The organism is Mesorhizobium sp. B2-4-18 (assembly GCF_006441385.1).
Lineage (GTDB): Bacteria > Pseudomonadota > Alphaproteobacteria > Rhizobiales > Rhizobiaceae > Mesorhizobium > Mesorhizobium australicum.
Genome location: NZ_VFUW01000005.1, coordinates 269644 through 287359 on the forward strand (window position 1 = coordinate 269644; position 17716 = coordinate 287359).

The 17716-nt window shown below is 65.2% G+C and carries 17 protein-coding genes; 11 read left to right on the forward strand and 6 right to left on the reverse strand.

All coding sequences use genetic code 11. The features are described from left to right. Both FJ527_RS14580 and FJ527_RS14585 read right to left on the reverse strand, forming a co-directional pair. A complete protein-coding gene (locus tag FJ527_RS14580) occupies nt 1–483 on the reverse strand; it encodes a DUF3830 family protein (RefSeq protein WP_140823434.1) in 483 nt (160 codons plus the stop codon). Continuing rightward, nucleotides 480–1214 carry a GntR family transcriptional regulator gene (locus FJ527_RS14585; protein ID WP_140823435.1) on the reverse strand — a complete coding sequence of 245 codons (735 nt, stop codon included), beginning with the start codon at nt 1212–1214 and terminating at the stop codon, nt 480–482. The genes FJ527_RS14580 and FJ527_RS14585 overlap by 4 nt, the downstream gene beginning before the upstream one ends. 126 nt (nt 1215–1340) lie before the next feature. On the opposite strand from FJ527_RS14585, the gene FJ527_RS14590 reads away from it, so the two are divergent. The 5 genes from FJ527_RS14590 to FJ527_RS14610 are packed head-to-tail and all read left to right on the forward strand — an operon-like array spanning nt 1341 to nt 6073. Then, the gene (locus FJ527_RS14590; protein ID WP_140823436.1) at nt 1341–2141 is read left to right on the forward strand and encodes an ABC transporter ATP-binding protein; all 801 of its coding nucleotides are present in this window, start codon (nt 1341–1343) and stop codon (nt 2139–2141) included. Beyond that, a complete protein-coding gene (locus tag FJ527_RS14595; RefSeq protein ID WP_140823437.1) occupies nt 2138–2887 on the forward strand; it encodes an ABC transporter ATP-binding protein in 750 nt (249 codons plus the stop codon). The genes FJ527_RS14590 and FJ527_RS14595 overlap by 4 nt, the downstream gene beginning before the upstream one ends. Then, nucleotides 2884–3792, forward strand: coding sequence for a branched-chain amino acid ABC transporter permease (locus FJ527_RS14600; RefSeq protein WP_023771168.1), 909 nt, complete (start codon nt 2884–2886; stop codon nt 3790–3792). Before FJ527_RS14595 ends, FJ527_RS14600 begins: the two co-directional genes overlap by 4 nt. Further along, the gene (locus tag FJ527_RS14605) at nt 3789–4772 is read left to right on the forward strand and encodes a branched-chain amino acid ABC transporter permease (RefSeq protein ID WP_181166359.1); all 984 of its coding nucleotides are present in this window, start codon (nt 3789–3791) and stop codon (nt 4770–4772) included. The genes FJ527_RS14600 and FJ527_RS14605 overlap by 4 nt, the downstream gene beginning before the upstream one ends. Further along, nucleotides 4769–6073 carry an FAD-dependent oxidoreductase gene (locus FJ527_RS14610; RefSeq protein ID WP_140823438.1) on the forward strand — a complete coding sequence of 435 codons (1305 nt, stop codon included), beginning with the start codon at nt 4769–4771 and terminating at the stop codon, nt 6071–6073. Before FJ527_RS14605 ends, FJ527_RS14610 begins: the two co-directional genes overlap by 4 nt. A 21-nt stretch (nt 6074–6094) precedes the next feature. On the opposite strand, the gene FJ527_RS14615 is transcribed toward FJ527_RS14610, so the two are convergent. Genes FJ527_RS14615 through FJ527_RS14630 form a run of 4 tightly spaced genes read right to left on the reverse strand, consistent with a single transcriptional unit; the run spans nt 6095 to nt 10430 of the window. Continuing rightward, entirely contained in the window at nt 6095–6751 is a 657-nt protein-coding gene (locus FJ527_RS14615) for a GntR family transcriptional regulator (protein WP_140823439.1), read from the reverse strand. A 15-nt stretch (nt 6752–6766) separates the two neighbouring features. Next, a complete protein-coding gene (locus FJ527_RS14620) occupies nt 6767–8068 on the reverse strand; it encodes an aspartate aminotransferase family protein (protein ID WP_140823440.1) in 1302 nt (433 codons plus the stop codon). Nucleotides 8069–8073: 5 nt separating this feature from the next. Next, on the reverse strand, nt 8074–9132 hold the full coding sequence (locus FJ527_RS14625) for a phosphotransferase (protein WP_140715254.1): 1059 nt from the start codon (nt 9130–9132) through the stop codon (nt 8074–8076). Continuing rightward, entirely contained in the window at nt 9129–10430 is a 1302-nt protein-coding gene (locus tag FJ527_RS14630; RefSeq protein WP_181166360.1) for an ArgE/DapE family deacylase, read from the reverse strand. The genes FJ527_RS14625 and FJ527_RS14630 overlap by 4 nt, the downstream gene beginning before the upstream one ends. A gap of 178 nt (nt 10431–10608) precedes the next feature. Here FJ527_RS14630 and FJ527_RS14635 point away from each other — a divergent pair, with 178 nt between their 5' ends. The 6 genes from FJ527_RS14635 (at nt 10609) to FJ527_RS14660 (ending at nt 17715) form a co-directional block, all read left to right on the forward strand. Then, the gene (locus tag FJ527_RS14635; protein ID WP_140823441.1) at nt 10609–11256 is read left to right on the forward strand and encodes a GNAT family N-acetyltransferase; all 648 of its coding nucleotides are present in this window, start codon (nt 10609–10611) and stop codon (nt 11254–11256) included. A gap of 68 nt (nt 11257–11324) precedes the next feature. Next, nucleotides 11325–13967 carry a LuxR C-terminal-related transcriptional regulator gene (locus tag FJ527_RS14640; protein ID WP_246677718.1) on the forward strand — a complete coding sequence of 881 codons (2643 nt, stop codon included), beginning with the start codon at nt 11325–11327 and terminating at the stop codon, nt 13965–13967. Between the two features lie 80 nt (nt 13968–14047). Continuing rightward, the gene (locus FJ527_RS14645) at nt 14048–15169 is read left to right on the forward strand and encodes a class II histone deacetylase (RefSeq protein WP_140823443.1); all 1122 of its coding nucleotides are present in this window, start codon (nt 14048–14050) and stop codon (nt 15167–15169) included. Between the two features lie 4 nt (nt 15170–15173). Then, nucleotides 15174–16031 (forward strand): urea ABC transporter permease subunit UrtB, encoded by an 858-nt coding sequence (gene urtB / locus FJ527_RS14650; protein ID WP_140823444.1) that lies wholly within the window; start codon nt 15174–15176, stop codon nt 16029–16031. Beyond that, nucleotides 16028–17011 (forward strand): branched-chain amino acid ABC transporter permease, encoded by a 984-nt coding sequence (locus tag FJ527_RS14655; RefSeq protein ID WP_140823445.1) that lies wholly within the window; start codon nt 16028–16030, stop codon nt 17009–17011. The genes urtB and FJ527_RS14655 overlap by 4 nt, the downstream gene beginning before the upstream one ends. Next, a complete protein-coding gene (locus tag FJ527_RS14660) occupies nt 17011–17715 on the forward strand; it encodes an ATP-binding cassette domain-containing protein (protein WP_140617462.1) in 705 nt (234 codons plus the stop codon). The genes FJ527_RS14655 and FJ527_RS14660 overlap by 1 nt, the downstream gene beginning before the upstream one ends. The last annotated feature ends 1 nt before the right edge of the window (nt 17716 follow it).

Below are 17716 nucleotides of genomic sequence, written 5' to 3' on the forward strand. Positions count from 1 at the left end.
TCAGGCCTCCACCAGGCTGAAGGTGATGTCGCAGGCGCCGTTGCGGCGGATGATGCCGCAGCCAGCCGCGAATTGATCGCGCTCCCCGGGTCTCACCTGCGCGACGACGCTGCCGGCCAGCCAGCCGATCGGGAACAGCAGACGCGCGCCCTGCCCGTAGAACAGGCCGATGTCGAAGATTGCGTTGGGGTTGCCGCCCCACATGCGCGGCGGCACGTAGGACAACACGATGTCACCTGGCTGCGGCGTAAGGGTCGCGTTCTCCGCCGGCAGCGGCTGGGCATAGGCCTGCCCCTCGAGATCGGCTGATGGAACCGGAGAGGAGATCTCAGGTCCCGTCCACATGGCGTGAATGGCGGGGACGACACGTGGCGTGGCGAGATAGGCTGTGAGAAAGGCCGCATTCTCCGGCGCCTTTTCCGGCAGCAGCAGCGCAGTGACGGAAAGCTTGGAGCGGGGCTCGCTGATCCTGATGGAGGTCATATCTGGCCTTTCGCGACGGCGGATTGCAGTTTGCTGCGCAGGAAGGTGAAGGGCCGGCTGATGTCGGCGACCAGTGCTTCGCGCGCCGCCCGAGCATCCTGCGTGGCCAGCGCCTCGACGATGCGGCGGTGATACTGGGCGGTGTCGACCTCGCCGGCTTCCGAGAAAGCGTAGATGGCGACGCGGATGCATGGACCTGATTGCAGCCACAGGCTCTCGATCATCGGGATCAACACGGCCGAGCCGCAGGAGCGATAGATCTCGAAGTGAAAGCTCTGGTTGAGCGTCACTTCGCGGTCGACATCCTTCTTGTGTTTCAGCGCCCGCATCTCGTCCCACTCGCCGAGAATGGTTTCGATGGTGGAGATCTGGCGCGGCCCCATGCGGGCGGCGGCCAGCGCGATCGCCTCGCCCTCGATCAGGACGCGGGCACGCAAGAGATCGTCGAGGCGCTCCAGCGTGATTGGCGGCACCCGCACCGAACGGTTGGGCAGCGCCTCCAGCGCCTTTTCCGTGATCAGCCGGCCAAGCGCCTCCCGCACCGGCATTGTCGAAGTGACCAGCGCATCGGCCAGCCCACGGATAGTCAGCACCTGGCTTGGCTCGAACAGGCCGCCGATCAAGGCCCGACGCAGCTCGGAATAGACGCGATCCTGCACCGTCTCGCGGCCGACCGGAGCCAGCTGGGCCGCGATCGCCTCGTTGTTTTTCTCGATGGCAGCCTTTTGCATGGAATTCCGTTCTCGGCGGGTTTTCGGCTTGCAGATGAAATTAAAGCCGAATAGCGTGATCAAAGCAAGTGTGATCACAAATCATAATCAGAAGACGGCGACGACCGTCTTCGGCCAGAGGGTTTGATGAGCGAGGCAGCGGAAAGGCAGGGGAAGGAGACCCGTGTCCCGGTTCTGACGGCAAGCAACGTCGTCAGGCGGTTCGGCGGCCTTGTCGCCGTCAACGATGTCTCGTTTCATGTCAAAGCCGGCGAAATCCTCGGCCTGATCGGACCCAACGGGGCCGGCAAGACGACCATGTTCGACCTGCTCGCAGGCAGCATCCTGCCGACCAGCGGCGACATCCTTCTCAACGGCACGCGCGTCTCGGGCGAAGCCGCTCATTTGCGCATCGGCAGAGGGCTCGGCCGCACCTTCCAGATCCCGCGCCCGCTACCCAATCTGACGCTGATCGAAAACATCATGCTCGCGGCACAGGGCCAGGCCGGCGAAAAGCTGCTGGCTAACTTCCTCACGCCGTGGCGGGTGGCGGCACAGGAAAAAGCCGCCCGGACGAAAGCCCTCGACCTGCTCGAACTCGTCACCCTCAGCCATCTCGCCCATGAGCCGGCGCGCGTGCTGTCCGGCGGCCAGCGCAAGCTGCTCGAACTTGCCCGGGTCATGATGGCCGACCCGGCGATCATCCTGCTTGACGAACCCGCCGCCGGCGTCAATGCGGCGTTGCTCGAAGTCATCATCGACCGCATCCGCGACATCAACGCGGGCGGCATCACCTTCCTGCTGATCGAGCACAACATCGACATGGTGACGCGGCTCTGCCACCGCGTCCTTGTCATGGCGAGCGGCCAACTGCTGAGCGAAGGCACGGCAGAAGAGGTCGCGCGCGACCCGCGCGTCATCGAGGCCTATCTCGGAGGCACCGCATGAGCGAGACCGTTCTCGATGTCCGCGACCTCGAAGCCGGCTATGAGCCCGGCGTGCCGATCGTGCGCGGCGCCTCGATCACCGTCGACAGAGGCGAGATCGTCGTCGTGCTCGGCCCCAACGGCGCCGGCAAGTCGAGCTTCATCAAGGCGATCGCCGGCCTCGTGCCGATCACCGGTGGCACGGTGCTGCTGGACGGCAGGGACATCACCGCCGCGCCCGCCCACACCATGGTGCGGCTTGGCCTCGCCTTCGTGCCGCAGACCGAGAACATCTTTCCGCTGATGTCGGTGGAGGACAATCTCAAGGTGTCCTGCGGCATCCTCGAGCGGCGCGAAATCCCGGCCCGCATCGAGGAAATGTACGCCGCCTTCCCCGACCTTGTCCGCCAGCGCCGCACCGCCGCCGGCAATCTGTCGGGAGGCCAGCGGCAGATGCTTGCCGTGGCGCGGGCGCTGATCGTCCATCCCAAGGTGCTGGTGCTGGACGAGCCGTCCGCCGGCCTGTCGCCGAAGTTCGTCGCGATGGTATTCGAGATGCTGGCCGGCATCCGCAAGTCCGGAGTCACCATCCTTTTGGTCGAGCAGAACGCCAAGGCAGCGCTTGCCATCGGCGACCGCGCCTATGTGCTGGCCGAAGGCAAGGACCGGCACGAAGGCATAGCCTCCGAATTGTGGAACGACCCTGTCGTCGCCGAACTCTATCTTGGCCAGCGCCCTTCTCACGTAGGTAAGGGAGGCGCGGCATGAGCCTGCAATTCATCGTCGACGGATTGCTGACCGGCTCGATGATCGGCCTCGGCGCAATCGGCGTGACGCTCACCTATTCGATCCTGCGTTTCTCCAACTTCGCCCATGGCGACTTCATGGCCTGGGGCACCTATGCGACGCTGGCCGTGGTCAGTGCCATCGGTGCGATGTTCGGCAAGGTGGCGCCGATCGGGCCGCTGTCCTTCGGCTGGCCGCTTCTTGTTGCCCTGATCGTCGGCATGGCATTCACCGCCTTGCTCGCACTGCTGCTCGACAAGATCCTGTTTTCGCGGCTGCGCTCGCAGGGCCAGGCGATCATCGTGGTGATGGCGAGCTTCGGCGCCTCGATGGCGCTACGCAGCCTGCTCGAATTCACCTTCACCTCACGGCCGACCTATTTCAGCCGGGCGATCCAGATCGCCATGCCGGTCGGCTTCGGCATCCGCATCACGCCCGACCAGATCGCATTGCTCGTGTTGACCGCCATACTCGTGCTCGGCGTGCATCTGTTGATGACGCGCACGCAGACTGGCCGCGCCATGCAGGCCTTGAGCCAGAACGCGGCACTGGCCCGCGTCGTCGGGATCGACGTTGCCAGCGTGGTGCGGGTGACGTGGATCATCGGCGGCGCGCTCGCCTGCGTGGCTGGCGTGATGATCGGCATCCTGGTGCAGATCCGCCCGTTCATGGGCTTCGACATGCTGCTGCCGATGTTCGCCGCCGCCATCCTAGGCGGCATCGGCAGCATCCCGGGCGCGGTGCTCGGCGGCCTGATCATCGGTCTCGCCGAAGCCGGCGCGGTGCAGCTGATCGGCGCCGAATGGCGCGCCGCCGTTTCCTTCGTCATCTTGATGGCTGTGCTGTTCGTGCGGCCGATCGGCCTTTTCGGAGTTCGGGAAAGATGATCGATCTGGTCGGCTACGGCGCCTTCTTCCTGACCACGGCGCTGATCTTCTCACTGGTCACGCTGGGGCTCAACCTGCAATGGGGCCTGACCGGCCTGTTCAATGTCGGCCTGGCGGGCTTCGTCGCCATCGGCGCCTACACCTCGGCGCTGCTGACGACACCGGACGATCCCGCGCGGCTCGGCGGCTTTGGCCTGCCCATCCTCGCCGGCTGGGTGGGTGCCATGATCGTTGGCGGCATTGCGGCCGCGCTTACCGGCATGGCGACGTTGCGTCTTAGATCCGACTATCTGGCGATCACCACTTTCGGCGTGGCCGTCGTCGTGCAATTGGTCGCACTCAACGCGCAGAACCTGACCGGCGGCCCGTTCGGCATCGGCTTCATCCCGCGCCCCTTCGGCGGCCTGGCGGAGACGCCGCTGCTGTTCAACCTGTCGAACCTTGCCGTCGTCTGCGCTGTGACGCTGATTGCCTATCTCGCCTTGGAACACTTGTCGCGCAGCCCCTGGGGGCGTGTGCTGAAGGCGCTGCGGGAGGACGAGCGGGCCGCGATTTCGCTGGGCAAGAGCGCGCGCTTCTACCGCGTCCAGGCGTTTGCCGTCGGCGGCGCCATCATGGCGCTGGCTGGCGCGCTGCAGGCGCATTTCACCGGCTTCATCGCGCCGGACAATTACCTGCCGATCCTCACCTTTCAGGTCTGGGTGATGCTGATCGTCGGGGGCTCGGGCAGCAATCTCGGCGCGGTCATCGGCACTGTCCTGGTCTGGGGGATTTGGGCCGGATCGGGCACGCTGACCAGCGTGTTCTTCCCGCCCGAGCAGCAGGCGCGCGCCGCTTCGCTGCAGATCGTCGCCATCGGCGTGATGCTCTGCGTGATCCTGCTGATGCGGCCGAACGGATTGTTCGGCGACAGGCCGCTGCGGACGCGCTTCAGCAAGCGCACGCGGATCGCGACGGACAAAAGCAGTTCCGGTTCATGAATTCCCTGATCCGGCAGAGTGCGAACGGCACTTCGCTTTGGCATGCCATCAGCCGCGATCGCCGCAAGCGGCCTGCGCTGAGTGGCAACCTCGATGTCGACCTTGCCATTGTCGGCGGCGGATTTTCTGGCCTTTCAACCGCATTGCACGCCGCCGGAAAAGGACTTTCCATCGCCGTTCTCGAAGCCGAGATCATCGCCTGGGGCGCGACTGGCAGGAATGCCGGTTTCGTCGTGCCGAACTTCGCCAGGATGGACCCCGGCAGCATCCTCGCGCATCTCGGCGCCGAGCGCGGCGAACGCCTCATCGATTTTGCCGCCGGCAGTGCCGACCTCGTCTTCGGATTGATCCGGCGGCACGGCATCGACTGCGACGCGGTGCAGAACGGATGGATCCAGCCGGCGCACTCGCCGGCGGCCCTGGAGAAGGTCAAATCCCGCGCGGACCAATGGGCGCGGCGCGGCCGGCCTGTCGTAACCCTGGATCGGCAAGAGGTCGAAGCGCTGACCGGCGCACGCGGCTATGTCGGTGGCTGGATGGATCGTTCCAGCGGCGTGCTCAATCCGGTCGCCTATGCGCGGGGGCTCGCCGATGCGGCGGAGAAGGCCGGCGCGAAGATTTTCGAGCACACGCCGGTCACCTCGATCGATCGCGTCGCCGATGGTTGGGCACTTCAAACACGGTTGGGCCTGGTACGCGCGGCCAAGGTGCTGATCGCTACCAACGCCTATGGCGGGTCGCTCGATCCGTTGCTGCGGCGAACCTATATTCCGCTGAAGGTCTTCCAGATCGCGACCGCGCCCCTGCCGCATGAAATCCGAACGCGTCTGCTGCCTGGCGGACAAGGCGTCGGCGACACCAGGCGCAACCTCTTCACCTTTCGCTTCGACGCCGACAACCGGCTGATCAGCGGCGGCATGCATATTCTTGGCGCCGGCGCCGATACGCGCGTGCCGCAAACAATCTGGCGACGGCTCGGCCGGCACCTCGACCTGCCTGATTTGCCCCCCCTTGCCTACAGCTGGTCGGGGATGGCGGCGGTCGAACCGGATTTCCTGCCGCATCTCCTGGACCTCGGACCGGGGCTGATCGCCGGTCGCGCCTGCAATGGACGCGGCATCGCCATGACCACGGCGATGGGCAAGGTGCTGGCCGACTGGGCCGCTGGAGCCGAAGCGCGTGATGTGCCGGTGCCCTTCGCACCGCCGGCGCCAATTCCGTTCCATGCCCTGCTGCGGCACGCGCCCAACATGCTGCTCGGCTGGAGCATCCTGCGCGACCGGATGGACGAGACGGCATAGGCCGACCGAGCCTGCCCGCGATCAGTGCGCCATGTGGAGATTGTCGCAGAGGACCGCGGCCGCCACGGAGATATCCTCTTCAAGGGAAGCCCGAACGGCCGGGCCGTTGCGCTGTTCCAGCGCGGCGACGATCCCGCGGTGTGCGTCATTGGATTGCGGAATGTAGCGATCGGCCCGCATCAGGAGCTTGAGATAGGGTCCGACGCGCCCCCAGAGATCGCGGATCATGTTCAAGAGGATCGGCGCGCCGGCGTGCTCATAAATAGCAAAATGGAAGGCTTCGTTCAGGGCCAGATAGGCCGTGGCGTCCTGCGCCTCGATGGCCCGCTGCATGTCGGCGAGCGCGGCTTGGATGTCGGCCAGCCCGCTTTCAGTCATCCGTGACGTGGCCATCTCGCCTGCCAGTCCCTCGACGGCGATGCGGATGCGCGTCAGTTCCGAGAAGGCGGGCGCGGAGAGCAAGGGCACGATGATCGAGCGGTTGTTCTGCATTTCCAGAAGTCGCTCGGCGACCAGTCTTTGCAGCGCCTCGCGGATCGGCGTCGTCGAAATGCCAAAGCTCTCGGCAAGCTTGCGGATGACCAGTGTCTGGCCCGGGCTGAAGCCGCCCGAGATCAATTCCTGCTTGAGCGCGCCGTAGGCGCGATCGTTGAGGGTTTGATGCTCGAGCTTCAGCATGCGTGCCCGCTCAGCTCACCATTTCGACAGTGCGCGATCGAGCGCCTCGGCCAGCTGCTCGGCATTGTCCCTGGCAAAGGGCAGCGGCGGCCTGATCTTCAGCACATTGCCGCGTGGACCGCACGACGAGATCAGCACGCCGTCCTCGCGCATGGCTTCAACGACGGATGAAGTCTTGGCAGCAGCAGTGGCCTCATCCTCCGCCATCAGCTCGACGCCGAAATAGAGGCCGTTGTGCCTGACATCGGCGACCATGCCGTGCCGGCTCTGCAAGGCGCGCAGCAATTCTCCTGTATAGGCGCCAACCGTCCGCGCGTTCTCGATCAGCCCCTCGCCCTCGATCACATCGAGCACGGCGATGCCGACCGCGGCGGCGACCGGATTGCCGCCGAAAGTGTTGAAGTAGCCGGTGTTCGAACCGAACGAGCTCACCAGCTGCGGCCGCACGATCACCGCGCCCATCGGATGCCCGTCGCCGATCGGCTTGCCCATGGTGACGATGTCAGGCGCGAGGCCATAGTTGGCGAAGCCCCACATGCCCTGGCCAAGCCGGCCGAAACCGGACTGGACCTCGTCGGCAATGACGATGCCGCCGGCCTTCCTGACATGATCGGCCGCATCGCGCATGACGGAAGCGTCGGGGAAGAAGATGCCGTCGCTTGAAAAGGCGGAATCGAGCAGCAGCGCCGCCGGGCGGATATTTTGCGCCCGCATATCCTCGATAGCGGCGGCGACATTTCTGGCGAAATCATGCGCGGCGCGGCCGCCGTCGCGGAACGTGTCCGGCGCTGCCACGGCCCGATGCCGGGCGGGCACGCCCGCTGCCCCGACCGCAGCCGGCGACAGCTGTGCTGTCGCGATGGTCGCGCCGTGGTAGGCGAAGTCGGTGATGATCACGCCGGTGTTGCCGGTCGAGTGCTGGGCGATGCGGATGGCGAGATCGTTGGCCTCGCTGCCGGTGCAAGTGAACATGGCATGGCCGAGACGGGGGGGAAGCGTGCCGAGCAGCCTTTCCGCGTAGTCGAGAATGATCTCGCTGAGATAGCGCGTGTGCGTGTTGAGCGTGGCGGCCTGCCCAGATAGCGCCTCCACGACGCGCGGATGGCAGTGTCCGACGGAGGCGACGTTGTTATAGGCGTCGAGGTATTTTCGGCCTTGGGCATCGTAGAGCCAGACACCGCTGCCACGCACCAGATGGATGGGGCTGCGGTAGAAGGCGCGATAGGTTGGCCCGAGCAATCTGGCGCGGCGTTCGAGCAGCGCTTGCTCGGATGCCGCCGAGTCGACATTTGCAGGATGTGGCGAGGACAGGGACACGGCATCTACTCCGGCTTGGAATGGTCGAGAAAATAGCGGCGGGCGTCCGCGGACGACAGTCCGTCCAGCCGCTCAAGCGAGGCCCAGACCTCGGTGATGAGGCGCAGGACATAGTCGCGCTTGGCTGGAAAACGCTCGGCCTGCCAGCTGGCGATGTTGGCGATGAGTGCGAGGCGGGCACGAATGAGGTGAAAGAGGATGCCAAGTTCTTCGATCTCGAGCGGCTGCACGGACTGATAGCCGGCGACGAAGCGCGCGGCGGGCGCCAGCGGATGACCTTCGGCCGGCCAGCGATAGACGGCCCCGATGGCGAGATCGCAGATCAGCGGCGAATGGATCATGTCGCCGAAATCGAGGATGCCGTTGACCATTTCCGGTCGCGAAGCGTCCATCACCACATTGTAGGAGTTCATGTCGTTGTGGACGATCTGGGCGCGCAGTCCGGGAATAACCGGCGCCGCGTGCTCCTCGTAGGCGTCAATGGCGCGCTCGACCATGGCGCGGTGGCCGGCATCAACGATATGCGCCAGCATGGGCCGCGTCTTGGCGACCTTGCGGATGTCCCACAAAAGGTCGCTGCCGGCGGCCGGATGGAAGAAGCCGCGCAGCGCCCGGCCAAGCCGGGCGAGGAAGATGCCGAGATTGCGATCCTGTGCCGATGAGGTGGGCGAGCGCGAAAGCAGCTGGCCCGGCAGATAGGTGACGAGCCGCACGATGCGCGGCACCGATCCGCCGAGGTCGACCATGAACTGCGCTTCGCCTTCAAGGCTCTTGCGCACCGAGGGAACCGGCAAAGCCGGGTCGACGATCAGTATGTGGTCGAGCGCCTTGTTCTGGAAATCGGTGAAATCAGCCTCTTCCGCCGGATGCGAGACCTTCAGGACAAATTCACCCTCGCCTTCTGTCTGGATGTGAAAATTGTGGTCGCGTTCGCCTGGCAGCGTGCGCGCGCTGCCAGTGAGCCCATAGTGGCGACGCAACAGGGCAAGCGCCTCGGCGATCGAGACATCGGGCGCATCGTCCGCGAGCGTCTCGCCGAAAGCATCCGATACGGCCGCGTTCATGGCCTGACCTCGGCATCGATGGGTTCGAGGCCGCACCAGTCGGCGATGAAGAGCGCAATGGTCTGGGTGACCTTGCGCACGGAATCGAGATCGACAGCCTCGTCATAGCCGTGCGGCATGCGGCAGATCGGGCCGTAGACAATTGCCGGCGTGTCGGCATAAAGGCCGAAGAAGCGCGCATCGGTGGTGGCCGAGGTGACATGTTCCGTCAACGGCTCACCCCACACGGCGGTATGGCTGCGGCGCAGCACGGCTTCCATCTCGTCGGCGCCTTCCAGCACATAGCCCTCGGCCATGAAGCCGTTGTAGGTCATCCTGGGCGGGCGATTGGCGAGGAACGGATCGGCGCGGGCGGCATCGGCGATGCAGGCCTCGAGTTCGGCCCTGGCGTCCTCGAGCTTCTGGCCGGGATAGGTCGCGACCCGCATCTCGAAGACGCAGCGCGCCGGAACGCTCGATGTCCATTCGCCGCCTTCGATCTTGCCGAGGTTGAATCGGATCGGGTGCGGATGATTACAGAAATGCCTGTCGTCAACCTTTCTGGCATTCCAGACGATTTCGAGTTGCTTCAGCGCCTGGATGATGAGAAATGCCTTCTCGATGGCATTGGCGCCGGCGGAAAAGGCGCCCGACGCGTGCTGCGGATCGCCGTCGACCTCGACCCTGAACCAGATCGGCCCAACCTGCGCCCGCATCAGTCTTGGTTCCAGCGGTTCGGGAATGAAGGCGGCGTCGGCGCGATAACCGCGCTGCAGGCAAGCAAGCGCGCCATTGCCGGTGCACTCCTCCTCGACCACCGACTGCAGGAACACTTTCGCCGCCGGCTGATAGCCGAGGCCGCGCAAGGCGGCCAGCGCATAGAGACAGGCCGACAGGCCGGCCTTCATGTCGCCGGCGCCGCGCCCATGCATCCAGCCATCCTCGATCGCCGGATCGTAGGGATCTCGCACCCAGCGGTCGAGCGGTCCGGTCGGCACCACATCGATATGGCCGTTGAGGATCAGCGAGCGACCGGTGACGTTTTTCGGCGTGTGGGTGGCGACGACGTTGAACGCGTCATCGTAGGAAACCGCTACGGGCGAGAATCCAGGCAGGTCGCGGATCGCATCGACATCGACACGCCACATATCGACCGCATAGCCATTGGCTTCATAGGCGGCCGCCATGAAGGATTGCGCGGCGTGTTCCTCACCACGCTGCGAGGGAAAGCGTACGAGGTCCGCCAAGAAGGCGAGCTGGCGGTCGAAGCCATCGTCGACCGCCCGCAAGATGGCCTCGTCCGCAATTCGTTCAGGCATGATATTCCGCTTCTCCATGGATGGTGTATCATATCTCATATGCCATTCTTCGAAAAGGCAAGGCGACAGGCGGGTCAAAATCATGGCCCACCTCTGGAGCCACTTGGCAGGCGGCCGCAGAGTTGGCATCAGCTTCTTGACATGCCGGCCAGGCTGCGCGGCGGAGGACCGAGGACAGATGCAAGTCACTGAAGGCTCATTGCCGGATGAAACCACCGATCTGGCGCCGGGTTACCGGCGCGTGCCGGCAGGCAAAATCATCAATGCGGTGACGTGGATGGAGGCGCGTGCCCCGGTGCCCGGTCTCGCGCATCCGCTAGCGATGACCCGCGTCACCAAGCCCGATCCCGCCGTCTACCGCGCAGTCTTCCTCGAGATCGGCGCTCCCTGGCTCTGGGACCGCGCCGCCGAAATGTCGGACGCCGACATCGCGGCGCATTTCGCCGACCCACGTCAGCATCTCTACTACGGCCATGATGAGAGTGGGGGGCATGTCGGCATGGTCGAATTCTCGGTCGCCGACAGCAACGAGATCGAGATCACCTATTTCGGCCTGTTTCCCTCCTTGACTGGCCAAGGCTTCGGCAAACGGCTGATGGCGGGCGCGCTCGGCCAGGCATGGCGCCTAGGCCCCATCCGCATCTGGCTGCACACCAGCAGCTTCGATCATCACAGCGTTATCGGTTTCTACCGGGCTTGCGGATTTGAACCCTATGCAACCGGTTTCGAAATCACCGATGATCCCAGGATCAAGGGCACCCTGCCGCGCGATTGCGCGCCGCAAATTCCGCTGATCGAAACGGAATGGGTGCCCGGCGCCAGATGAGACCGTCGTCGCAACCCGCCAGCCTGGCATCGCCTCACCATCGCCGGTGGGTACGGCGCGAGAGCATCTTGTCGAGGCTGGAGCGGCATGTCGACACGCGCATCGTGCTGTTCGCCGCGCCCGCTGGCTTCGGCAAATCGACGACAATGGCGCAATGGGCGGCCGAGGTCGCGCGCCACGGCCGGCTGACGGCCTGGCTGTCGTGCGAGGCGACGGACAATGACGAAGGCGCCTTCCTGTCGCATCTGGTGGGGGCGTTGCGCCATCTCGTCCAGAACCCGGCCGAGCTCGACCTCGCCTTCCAGTCGAGCCCCATCCCGCAACTCGACGTGGTGCTTGCGGCACTCGTGTCGGGTTTGGCGGCACGCCACGCCGACATCACCCTGTTCTTCGACGACTATCACGCCATCGATGCACCGGCGGTGAAGCGGTTCATGGAACGGCTGACCCGGCAGGCACCAACCAACGTCGTCTTCGTCATCGGTTCGCGCAACCTGCCCGAGCTGCAGCTCGGCAAGCTCAGGGTGCTCGGCGATATCTTTGAAATCGGCCCGGACGATCTGCGTTTCGCCTCGTCGGAAGCCGAAGCCTTCTTCAACGACAAGCTTGGCCTCTCTGTCAGCAGCGGCACGGTGGAAACACTGTGCTCGCGCACCGAAGGCTGGGCCGCCGGCCTGCAGCTCGCCTCGCTGTCGCTTGGTGCGGCCCATGCGCCCGAAACAGTCATCGGCAATTTCACCGGCGCCAACCGCAACGTCGCCGACTTCCTGATGGGAGAAGTGTTCCTGGAACTGCCGCCGGCGCTGGCGAAATTCCTGCTCTATTCCTCGATTTTCGAGCGCTTCAGCGCCGAGGCCTGCCGGGCGGTGATGCGGGCGGCAGACGCCGAGGTTGCCATCACCGAGATCGAGACCCGCAACCTGTTCCTGGTGCCGCTCGACGAGGAACGGCGCTGGTTCCGCTATCATCACCTTTTCCACGACTTCCTCAGCCGTGAAATGGAACGGCGCGAGCCGGAGATGATCGCACCGCTGCACCTGGCGGCTTCGGAATGGTTTGGCGAACGCAAGATGCTGACCGAGGCCATCGGCCATGCGCTCGCCGCCGGCGACGAAGCCCGCGCCGCGGTGTTCATCGAGAACAACGCGCTCGAACTCATCGCCCAATGCCAGCTTCTCTATGTGCGCCAGCTGCTGGCGCTGCTGCCAAGGAAACTGATCGACCAGCGCATCCGGCTGCAACTCGTCGTGCTGTGGCTTGCGGTGCACAGCAGCCAGCCCGAGATTGCCCAGCAGACCCTCGCCAATGCGCGCCAGCTCGTCGAAACCGGGCCGACCGATAGCAAGGACCCGGGCACGCTGACCGGCACGACCATCGAGGCGGAACTCGAGGTCCTTGCAGCGGCCGTGCACAGCACGCTGGAACAGTTCGAGGACGCGCGCGACACCGCACTGGCGGCCCTGCGCATCATCGCCCCCGACGCGTGGTTCATGGAAGGCGCGACTGCAAACGTCATCGGCTACAATCTCTACGCGCTGGGCGACCTTGAGGGGGCACGCGCTGCTGTGGACGCGGCGCGCAAGGCCCATGAGCGAAGCGGCAGCCTGCTCGGCGTCACCATCGCCAACTGCTACATGGCCGTCATCGAGCGCTCGGCCGGCCGCCTGCCCGCGGCCGAACGGCTGCTGCGCAACGCGATCATCGAGGCCAGGACGCGGATCGGCGCCAACTCCTATGCCGAGGCCCTCGCCGGAACGCTGCTTGCCGAACTCGCCTATGAGACCAACGCATCCGGCGAAGCACTGGCGCTGGTCGAGAATCTCGGGCCGCTGATCGAGGGCGCAGCGGTCATTGTCTATCCCCTGGCCAGCGTGCCGACCTATGCCCGGGTGCTGCAGCTGACCGGTCGCGGCCAAGCCGCCCTCGACATGCTGGAGCGCGTCTACCAGCGCGTGCGCGGCTCCGTCTACCGCCGCCTCGCTTCGGTGCTGGTGCACGATCGCATCCGGCTGCTTCTTGACCAGAACCGCACCCCGGAAGCCCGCGCGCTGCTCGACGAGCATCGCCGCGAAAGCGCTGAAACCGCCTCTACCGTCGCCAATGAATTCGAGTTCTTCGCCGAAGGCCGGCTGCTTACGGCGGAAAAATCCTACGCGGCGGCGGCGGCGATTTTCGACGCGCTGCTGGAGCGAACGAAAAGCAGCGGGCGCATGCGCCGGCACATACTGGCGCTGATCCTGCGCGCCAAGAGCGCCGGCCATGACCAGCGGGAAGCAGACCGCCATCTGCACGAAGCATTGCGCCTTGCGCAACCCTCGGGCTTCATCCGCTCCTTCGTCGACGAAGGCAAGTCTGTCGTCGAGGGTTTGATGCGGCTGCGGGCGGCCCGGGCAAAGGCCGACCCGTCACTGTCGGCCTATGCGACGCGCATCATCGATGCCGCGCAGACGATGCCCGTGACGACGCGCAAAACAGCCGCCCCGACGGTCGAGAAAGAACAGCTCACCCAGCGCGAGTCCGAGCTGCTGCACTTTCTGTCGGAAGGCATGTCAAATCGCGATATCGCCGTTGCACTGTCGGTAAGCGAAACGACTGTGAAGTGGCATTTGAAAAACATCTTCGGCAAGCTCTCGGTATCGAACCGCGTCCAGGCAGTGCGCGCCGCGCAGGTCGCCGCAAACCTCCGCACCCCTCCGAAAGGAGGGGCATAGATGACTGACATGGCCCCTCTTTAGGGTCGGGCCGGGCGATTGTTAGCCTGCTAGCGTCTGGTTTTTAGAGGATGCCGCGGATGGCGACAGGCTACGTTTTTCACGAACAGCTGATGTGGCATGATACCGGCTCCAGCGCCGACATGATGCCTCCCGGCCGTTTCGTGGAACCCGGGCGCCACCTGGAATCGCCTGGATCGAAGCGACGGCTCAACAATCTCATCCAAGTCAGCGGCCTGGCAGGCCATCTGGTTCCGATCATTGCCGAACCGGTAACGGTGGAAGACCTGCTGCGCGTCCACACGCAGCGCCACGTCGATGATATCAGGATGCTGAGCGAAGGCGGATCCGGTTTCGCCGGGCCTCAGGCACCGATCGGCCTCAACAGTTTCGACATCGCGCTGTTGTCCGCCGGCACCACCTATGCCGCGATGCGCGCCGTGCTGACCGGCCGCGTCGACAATGCCTACGCGCTGGCGCGGCCGCCGGGGCACCACGCCGAACCCGACCAGGCCATGGGCAATTGCCTGTTTTCCAACATCGGCGTCGCCGTGCGGCGGCTGCAGCACGAGGGCCTGCTCGGCCGCGCCGCCGTGGTGGACTGGGACGTGCATCACGGCAATGGCACCGAGACGGTGTTTTATTCCGATCCGTCGGTGCTGACGATTTCGCTCCATCAGGACAATCTGTACCCGACCGGACGCGGCGCGCTCGTCGACAACGGCAAGGGACCCGGCGAAGGCTATAACATCAACGTCCCGCTGCCGGCCGGCAGCGGCACCGGCGCCTATGAAGCCACGTTCGACCGCGTCATCGGTCCTGCCTTGCGCGCGTTCAAGCCCGACCTCGTCATCGTCGCTTCCGGTTTCGACGCGTCCGGCTTCGATCCGCTCGGCCGCATGATGCTCAACAGCGAATGTTTTCGCCGCCTTGCCGCGCGCATGGTGGCGTTTGCGGCCGAAGTCTCGAACGGACGGCTGATGATGAGCCATGAAGGCGGCTATTCCGAGGGCTATGTGCCATTCTGCGGCCACGCCGTCATCGAGACGCTGGCCAATCACCGCACCGAGGTGGTCGACCCGCTGTCGGACCATATCGACGAGTGGGCGGGGCAGGACCTGCAGCCGCATCAGGCGGCGGTGATCGATGCCGCCGAGGGCCTGCTCGCGGGCTTGCGCCAACGCCTCGCCAGCGCGGCCTGAAGCGATGGATTTCGCCATCACGACATTGCTCAATGCGCTGACGCTGATCAGCATCCTGATGCTGGTCGGGCTCGGGCTCGCCATCAGCTTCGGCCTGATGAACGTGACCAATCTGGCGCATGGCGAGTTTGTGACCGTCGGCGCCTTCGCGGTATACTTCATCCAGAGTATGGGCGGCTCGTTCTGGCTGGGCCTGGCTGCGGCGCCGATCGCCGGCGCCGTGGTCGGCTGCATCCTGGAATTCGCCGTCATTCGCCACCTCTATTCGCGGCCGGTGTCGACGGTGCTTGCCACCTGGGGCGTCAGCCTCATCCTGCAGCAAGGGCTGGAATTGACCTTTGGCCTCGGCGCCAAGCCGGTGACGCCGCCGGTCGAGGGCACGCTCGACCTCTTCTTCACCGTCTATCCGGCCTACCGGCTGATCCTGATTGCCATGGCCATGCTGACCCTGCTCGGCGTCATCCTGCTGATCAGCCGGACGTCGTTCGGGCTCGACATCCGCACCGTCATCCAGAACCGCGAAATGGCGGAGGGCGTCGGTATCAACACGCGCCGCACTTACGCCATCGCCTTCACCTTCGGCGCGGCAATCGCGGGGCTGGCTGGGGGACTGGTCGCGCCGCTGGCGATCGTGCTGCCGCAGATGGGGGTGAACTATCTCGCCAACGCCTTCTTCGTCGTCATCGTCGGCGGGGTCGGCTCGATTGGCGGCCTCGTCGCCGGCAGCGTCTTCGTCGGCGGGCTGACCAGCATCCTAAACTACCAGATCTCGCCATCGCTGGCGCAGGCGGTCGTGCTGCTGGCGGCCATCGTCGCCGTGCGGGTGCGGCCCAACGGCCTGTTCAACGGGGCGTCGCGATGATCGCCCGCGACCGCAACTGGCTGCTGATCTTCGCCGTCTGCGTGGCGCTCGCGATCCTCTATCCCTTCCTCGCCGACGGCTACCAACTGACGGTGATCCGCGACGCGCTGATCTTCGGCCTGTTCGCGGCGAGCCTCGACTTCTTCTGGGGCCGCACCGGAATCCTGTGTTTCGGCCACGCCGCCTTCTTTGGCATCGGCGGCTACATCATGGCATTGGTCACGCTCAATGACGCGATTCCTTTCGGCAGCCTGCTCGGCATCGTGGGCGCCATTGCGGGGGCTGCCTTCGTCGCCGCCATCATCGGTTACTTCCTGTTCTTCGGCGGCATCCGCGGCAGCTACTTCACCATCGTCACGCTGGCCATGGGCGTCATCTGCCAGCAGGCGGCCATCTCCTGGAGTTCGGTCACCGGCGGCGACAGCGGCCTGATCGGGATCCCGCCGATCGAATTCGATCTTGGCGGCCGGCATGTCGATCTCAGCCAGGACCTGTCGAGCTATATCTTCGTCGCGGTCATCGTGGCGGTGGCCGTTCTGTCGCTGTGGTCGATCAGCCGTGGCCGCTGGGGCACGGTGCTGACCGCCATTCAGGATAATGAGGTCCGGGCGGCGGCACTCGGCCACAATGCGCCGTTACGGCTGCTCGTCACCTTCATCCTTTCGGCAGCCATCGCCGGGCTTGCCGGCGCGCTCTATGTCTGCATGGCCGGGCTGGTTGCCCCCGATCTGTCCGGACTGCTTCTGTCGACGGAGGTCATTGTCTGGGTGGCGGTCGGCGGGCGCGGCACGCTGCTTGGCCCAGTGCTGGGCGCAATCTTCATCCAGCGCGCACAGCAGACGATCAGCAGCTTCAATCCGAGCCTGTGGCCGCTGCTGCTGGGCTGCGTCTTCGTCATCATCGTCTTTGTCCTGCCGGACGGCATCCTGTCGATCTATGCGCGGCTGAAGAGCCTGTTCAAAGGCAGGAGCCAGGCCTGATGAGCGACGTCCTGCTCCAAGCCGAAAATGTCGGCATCCGCTTCGGAGGGTTGCAGGCCCTCGAAGGATTGAACCTGACGGTCCGCGACAAGGCGCTCTGCTGCATCATCGGCCCGAACGGCGCCGGCAAGAGTACCTTCCTCAACGTGCTGACCGGCACGTTGCGCCCGACCAGCGGCAGCGTCCATTTCCTCGGCCGCGACATTGCCGGCCTGCCGCTGCATCGCATCGCCCGGCTCGGCATTGCCCGCAAGTTCCAGATCCCGTCGGTCTTCCCGAGCCTCTCGGTTGAGGACAACCTCAAGGTCGCACGATGGGGTGCCCCCTCCCCGGCGCGGCCAATCGGTGAATTGATGGAACTGGTCGCGCTGACCAATCGTGCTGCCACATTGGCCGGCGAACTGGCGCACGGCCAGAAGCAATGGCTGGAGATCGGCATGGCGCTGGCCATCGAGCCACGGCTGCTTTTGCTCGACGAGCCAACCGCCGGCATGACGCCGCAGGAGACGCTGGCGACGGCCGAAATGCTGCTGCGGCTGAAGGGCGAGTTCTCGATCGTCGCCGTCGAGCACGACATACGCTTCGTGCGGGCGCTGAATTGCGAAACGCTGGTGCTGCACCAGGGTCGCCGGCTTCGCAGCGGTCCCTTCCACGACATCGAGGCCGACGAGATGGTCCGCGACGTCTATCTGGGGAGGCGCTGAC